At 55.9% G+C, this 6,268-nt stretch carries 5 protein-coding genes and 1 rRNA gene; 1 reads left to right on the forward strand and 5 read right to left on the reverse strand.

The window, feature by feature from the left end:
- The 5 genes from C230_RS0101090 to C230_RS21125 all read right to left on the reverse strand — a co-directional run.
- A 16S ribosomal RNA gene (locus C230_RS0101090) occupies positions 1-214 on the reverse strand; the annotation flags it as partial.
- Positions 215-1,268: 1,054 nt separating this feature from the next.
- Complete coding sequence (locus C230_RS0101110) at positions 1,269-1,598, reverse strand: hypothetical protein (RefSeq protein ID WP_018130235.1); 330 nt, start codon at positions 1,596-1,598, stop codon at positions 1,269-1,271.
- Between the two features lie 113 nt (positions 1,599-1,711).
- Positions 1,712-3,565, reverse strand: a complete 1,854-nt coding sequence (gene modA / locus C230_RS21120) for a molybdate ABC transporter substrate-binding protein (RefSeq protein WP_018130236.1) — start codon at positions 3,563-3,565, stop codon at positions 1,712-1,714.
- 1 nt (position 3,566) lies between these two features.
- A complete protein-coding gene (locus C230_RS0101120) occupies positions 3,567-4,385 on the reverse strand; it encodes an ABC transporter permease (protein ID WP_018130237.1) in 819 nt (272 codons plus the stop codon).
- A 133-nt stretch (positions 4,386-4,518) separates the two neighbouring features.
- Positions 4,519-5,448, reverse strand: coding sequence for a hypothetical protein (locus C230_RS21125; protein WP_018130238.1), 930 nt, complete (start codon positions 5,446-5,448; stop codon positions 4,519-4,521).
- A gap of 158 nt (positions 5,449-5,606) precedes the next feature.
- On the opposite strand from C230_RS21125, the gene C230_RS0101130 reads away from it, so the two are divergent.
- On the forward strand, positions 5,607-5,948 hold the full coding sequence (locus C230_RS0101130; RefSeq protein ID WP_018130239.1) for a hypothetical protein: 342 nt from the start codon (positions 5,607-5,609) through the stop codon (positions 5,946-5,948).
- Positions 5,949-6,268: the final 320 nt, after the last annotated feature.

Raw genomic sequence — 6,268 nt, forward strand, 5'->3', positions numbered from 1 at the left:
GCCTTTCCCGCACAGAACATGCGTCCTCTGCGCCTATCCGGTATTAGCACCCGTTTCCAGGCGTTATCCCGGTCTGCCGGGCAGGTTGCCCACGTGTTACTCACCCGTCCGCCGCTGGCTTCCAGAGAGCAAGCTCCCCTTCCGCCCGCTCGACTTGCATGTATTAGGCACGCCGCCAGCGTTCGTCCTGAGCCAGGATCAAACTCTCAAAACATGGATGTTTTGTCCGGCGTCGTCGCCACGGATGGTGACGCTCTTAGCCGGGCAACCACATCAAAAAGTTTTCCTAGCTCCCTACACGATTCAGTTTTCAAAGAACGACTTGGATCAGGATGATCCATCCCGCGTTGACCGCACGGATGCGGTCGCTTTTAGCGGGGTTTCCTTTCCGCCTTAACGTTACATAGCGCGACCTGGCGGCTTCGCCGCCTTGGCGCGACTTGTGCCCTCTGGGTACTTGTGCCCATTGGGTGCAAAGAACAATTCGTCACGATCTTCGTTTTTCTCATGTCCACCGCTCTCTCTCGCGGCGACAAGTGCTATAATATCACGTACCTGACTCCACATCAATCGAAAATATCGAACAAACAAAAACAAAAAACGCGTTTGTTCAATGTTCATTACGCTTTTTTGCGCCATTGCTTCCTTTTTCTTGGTTGTTCACCTCACACCAATCGACTTGATTCATTCATATTTTTTCGGCATGTCTCACCGGCTTAGCGGAATAATAAACGAAAATCTGCTCAAAACGGGGACGGGACAATGAGGTTCATATTGCTGCTCACGATTGTAAGTCTTGTGATCATCTGGTGGCTGCCAAAACATCTGAGCGGCCAGGAGATCTATGTAACCTAGGGAATCCTTTCCACTGTGGCACTGAACACGGATCTGATTTTTGGTCAGATCCTGGATCTGTATGATTTCGGCCAAGAGGCTGTGCAATATTACGATCTGCTGGTCGACGAATTGCTTCCCCCGCTCCGGGAATTACCTATGTCAACTTCCTGTCCGTTATCAAAGGATTTGTTCTGTACCTGGCCGCGTGGGTGGCATTGTCCGTGTTGATCGAACGGTTGGCCATCCGGTTTCCGTTTGAACCCCCGAAGAGATGGTCGTTGGTCTATTCGGTGCCAATTTACTTGCTTGTGTTCCTGTTTCTTCGCTGGCATCTTGCGTTCATTCGATCAAACCGCCCCTAAACACGGCGGCCACCAAACCCCCAACAAAAAAATCGGGTCTCCCGCAAGAAACCCGATCTTGCTCCGCGATCACCACCACCAATAAGGGCGCGGATAAAATGGATACGGATAAAACGGTCTTGGAAAGAGCGGCAGCCCAAAACCAAATCCGATCGTCGGACCAAACGGCGAAATCCCGAAAAACGGTCCAAACTGCCGGTAATCCTGTACGTGGGATGTCACCGCCGCGCCGCTTTCCGCCACATGTCGATCATCGTACGCAACAGGGGAAACAAAATAGCGAGTCGGGTCATACACATACGGGAAAAACGGGACGCCCGCCGGATTCCCCCCACTGAACTGCCCGGATTCCCCATGCTCATTCACAGTTCCATGCGTTGCAGGTTGCTCGTAATCCATGCGGCACTCTCTCCTTCCTGGCGAATCGCCCTGCATAGGCTCATTGCAGACTATGCAGCGAGCCGAAAAAGGGCGCTTCCCCCAGGAAAAATGGGCGTTTGCCTGCCGACAGTTTATTTCAACTCGTCATACCCGTATTTTCGAAAGACCGCTTGTCCGTCCGGCGACAGCATCAACTGTACAAACTGGTTCGCCAGTTCCGGATGCGGAGCGTTTGTCGGGACGGCGATGTAGTTGGTGGCGTCGACGTTATAGGACTCCGGAATTTCGACGATCATCACTTTCTCCTGAAAACCTGCCGTCACATCCGTGCGGTAAACGATTCCCGCCTCCGCCTCCCCCAAAGCCACTTTTTGCAGCACCGCCTTCGTATTGCTCTCAAACGATACCACGTGCGACAACACGTTTTTGGAAAATTGCCCGCCATACCCCTGGTTCGCTTTTTCAAAAATTTGCCTGGTGTAGCGGCCGATCGGCACACTGTCCACGCCGATCACCAGCTTCACCGGCTTCGTTCCAAGATCCTGCAGCGACCGGATCCCGGCCGGATTTTGCCGCGGAACCACGATCATCGCATGGCTCCGGGAAACCGGGAAAAACCGGTCGGTCAACCCTTCCCCCCGAATCGCTTCGATGTGCGACAGATCGGCAGACAGAAACAGGTCTGCTTTCGCTCCCTGCTCCAACTGGGTTCGCAAAACCTGAGTGCCGGCATAGGTGGCAACCACTTTCACCCCCGGATGCTGCTGTTCAAACAGACGAATCAGATCGTTGAACGGATCGGTCGCGTTTGCCGCCACCAATGCGGTCATGTTGACCTGTTTGGTGGGAGAACCCGCCTTCATCCCATAACCGGTGACAAGCGAGATGACCAACATGGCGGAAACGGCCGCGAGCACCCGCTTCCACCTGTTCTTGGGCGGCTGCTGTCCGTTTTTTGCCCCTTCGTCCGGCTTTCCGAGGCAGTCCTCGCTGTCGGCAACGGACGGAACGGTACGGATGGCTGCGGCCGGCACACGGACGGATATCGCCTGGCCAACCTGGTACGCCTCGCGCTGAGCCTGATCAACCGGCACATCTGCCAAAAATCGGCCCGGCCCTTCCACATACAGCCGCACAAAACCGCCGATCCAGGCGATGTCGCGGATGATTCCGCTCCACTCGTAACGAGCGCCGGTCGGTTCCCGGGACACTTCCACCGTCCACGGGTCGAACGCCCCCCATGCTTCCTCCACATGCTTATCCATTGTGATCGGCAGCAGGTTGGTTCCGGTGAATTGGGCCACGAACCGGCTTGCCGGAAATTGTGAAATCTGCTGGTGGCTGCCCGTTTGCACAATGGCTCCCCGATCCATCACCACAATCCGGTCGGCCAGCACACGGGCGTCTTCGTAGTCGTGTGTGACGACGATCGTTGGAATCGACAATTTGCGCAGCAGCTCTTTCAGTTCCGCCCTGACATGCGACCGTGTGGAAATATCGAGCGCCGACAGCGGTTCATCCAGCAACAGCAGTTCGGGACGAGTGACCAGGGCGCGGGCCAATGCGACGCGCTGTTGCTCGCCGCCTGACAGCATGGCGGGCTTTGCCTGCGCCAGCGATTCAATGCCCAACAGGGCAAGCGATTCCCGCACGCGGGCTTGTTTTTCCTGATCGCTCAGATGATGGATGCCGTACGCCACGTTCTGTATGACGGTAAGATGCGGAAACAGTGCATAGTTTTGAAAGACAAACCCGATCTTCCGCTGCTCCGGCGGCACATCGATTCCCTGCCGCCCGTCCCACAGGGAGCGTCCGTTCAACTCAATGATGCCCTCGTCGGGTGACAGCAGTCCTGCCAGCATTCGCAGCGTGGTGCTTTTCCCGCAGCCGGAATGACCGATCAGCACCAATGTTTCGGCGCCGATCTGCTGTGAAATGTCAAGGGTAAAATGGCGAAGCCGCTTTTTCAGTCGAAAGGAAAGCAACCTATACATCCCCTTTCTCGCGCACGGAAAGCACCCCTCGCATGCGGCTGTCAACGAGACCGACCAGCATCAGCAACAGAAACGAAACGGTCAACAGCAAGGCGGAAATCGCCACCGCCACGTCGGCGTCCGATTCCATCGCGGTAAAAATCGCAAGCGGCAGAGTCTGTGTCTTCCCCGGCAGATTTCCGGCAAACATCATCGTCGCGCCAAACTCGCCCAACGCGCGCGCCCAGCTTAACGCGATGCCGGACAGCAAACCCGGCAGGGCGAGCGGGACGGTGACGCGGAAAAATGTTTTCCAGCGCGAAACGCCCAGCGTTCGGGAAACGGCGATCAATTGATCGTCCACCGCCGCGAACGCTTGCCTGGCCGCGGCCACGAAAAATGGGGCGGACATAAACAGTTGGGCCAACACGACAGCGATCGAAGTGAACGGAATCCCGATTCCCCACACGGACAGCATGTCCCCCAACAGCCCTTTTTTCCCAAACACCAGCAGCAGCCCGACACCCGCTACTGCAGGCGGCGCCACAATCGGCATCTGCAGGGCGACTTCCAGCCATTTTTTACCGCGAAACTCGTTTTTCGCCAGCCAGTAGGCAAGCGGCGTACCGAACAGGGCGATCAGTAGCAGGCTGACGAATGTGGTGCGGACGCTCAGCCACAGCGCCTGGATGGACAGGGGGGTGTTCAATTTTTCAAGCAGCAGGACGGGATTTTTGCTGATAAAAATCGAAACCAGTGGCAAAAACAGATAGACCAGCATCGCGGCGATCAAAATCGACAGAACGATCCGGCCGGGTTTGTACATTGCCATGACGAGCCACTCACTCCTGGGAAAACGGGGATAATTCCAGTCTATTATCATGATTATAACCGATCATCGGCCAGTTAGGTGGACAAATAAAAACAGGAGCCACCTCCGTGACCCCTGTCTTTGAAACTCGCTCTTACTGAATGTATCCAACATCTTGCGCGATGTCTTGCCGCACTTGCTGCGGATTGGTGCCGGCAAAACCGGGTTGGAACATCGCTTGCGGGCCCAAGCCTGCTTGCTGCTGGCCGCCAAACGCCTGCGCCGGCTGGCCGTACGCTTGCTGCGCCCCGTAGCGGAAGCCGCCTTCCTGCGCAATGTCCTGTCTGACTTGCTGCGGGTTGGTGCCGGCAAAGCCAGGCTGCAGCATCGCTTGCGCGCCCAAGCCTGCTTGCTGCTGGCCGCCAAACGCCTGCGCCGGTTGGCCGTACGCTTGCTGCGCCCCGTAGCGGAAGCCGCCATCCCGGGCGATGTCCTGTCTGACTTGCTGCGGATTGGTGCCGGCAAAGCCAGGCTGCAGCATCGCTTGCGCGCCCAAGCCTGCTTGCTGCTGGCCGCCAAACGCCTGCGCCGGCTGGCCGTACGCTTGCTGCGCCGCGTAGCGGAAGCCGCCATCCTGCGCAATGTCCTGTCTGACTTGCTGGGGGTTAGTGCCAGCAAAGCCAGGCTGGAACATCGCTTGCGCGCCCAAGCCTGCTTGCTGCTGGCCGCCAAACGCCTGCGCCGGCTGGCCGTACGCTTGCTGCGCCCCGTAGCGGAAGCCGCTATCCCGGGCGATGTCCTGTCTGACTTGCTGGGGATTGGTGCCAGCAAAGCCAGGCTGGAACATCGCTTGCGCACCCAAGCCCCACGCCTGCTGTTGGCCACCGAACGGTTGAATCGGTTGGACCATCGCTTGTGCTCCCAATCCTGCTTGCTGCTGGCCGCCAAACGCTTGCACCGGTTGGCCGTACGCTTGCTGCGCCGCGTAGCGGAAGCCGCCATCCTGCGCAATGTCCTGTCTTACTTGCTGGGGATTGGTACCAGCAAATCCAGGTTGGAACATCGCTTGTGGATTTTGAAACATTCCCATTCCTCCTTGGTTTAAGGTAGAATCACGACATGTAGTGTGCCCAGCAATTTTTTTGATATGCTCGTCCGGCCAAACTTTTTACAGGCTTTCCAAAATATTTTTCGCCGAAGTGATATAATTTTTCTGAGATTGTGGCTGGAAGGAGAGGAAACATGAAAAACAAGGTGATTTTACTGTCGTCCGATCGATTCGGCAGCGGCGATCCGGGGTTGGGCGAAACCCTGCTGGAAACGTTCTTCGTTCTGTTGAAGCAGAGAGAGGAAAAACCGGCGGCCATTTTTTGTGTCAACCGCGGGGTGTTTGCGCTCACCGACCGGTCGCTCGCATCTGTCCATCTGCAAGAACTTGCCGACGCGGGAGTGCCTGTTTTGGCGTGCAAAACGTGCGTCGATTTTTATCAATTGGAAAATGAGCTGCAGGTCGGCGACATCTCGAGCATGGGCCATTTTCTTGAACTGGCCAGCAAGTATGAGGTACTGAACATTTCTTCCTGACCACCTTTCCCAATCCCCCGTCCTTCATGTATCATGAAAAAAATAGTAGCTCGGAATTAGAGAGATGAATCCGAGTCTGGACAAGGGGTGAATGGGTCAAAAATCGCCTATTTTGTTAACCTTGGAAAGCCATTTTCAAAAAATGGGCATGCCAAATAACCCGACAATATCGGGTTTTTAAAAAATATGGAAAAGGCCTGTGACTATGCAGCTAATTGGCTTGCAAACCATTCGTCCAGTGAAGGAAGGTTCGCTTTTCTTGCTTCTTCCAACCATGCGTCGGCATGTTGGCACATGGCAATCAAGTAGACTCGAATGTT

The organism is Effusibacillus pohliae DSM 22757, from assembly GCF_000376225.1.
Classification (GTDB): Bacteria; Bacillota; Bacilli; order Tumebacillales; family Effusibacillaceae; genus Effusibacillus; species Effusibacillus pohliae.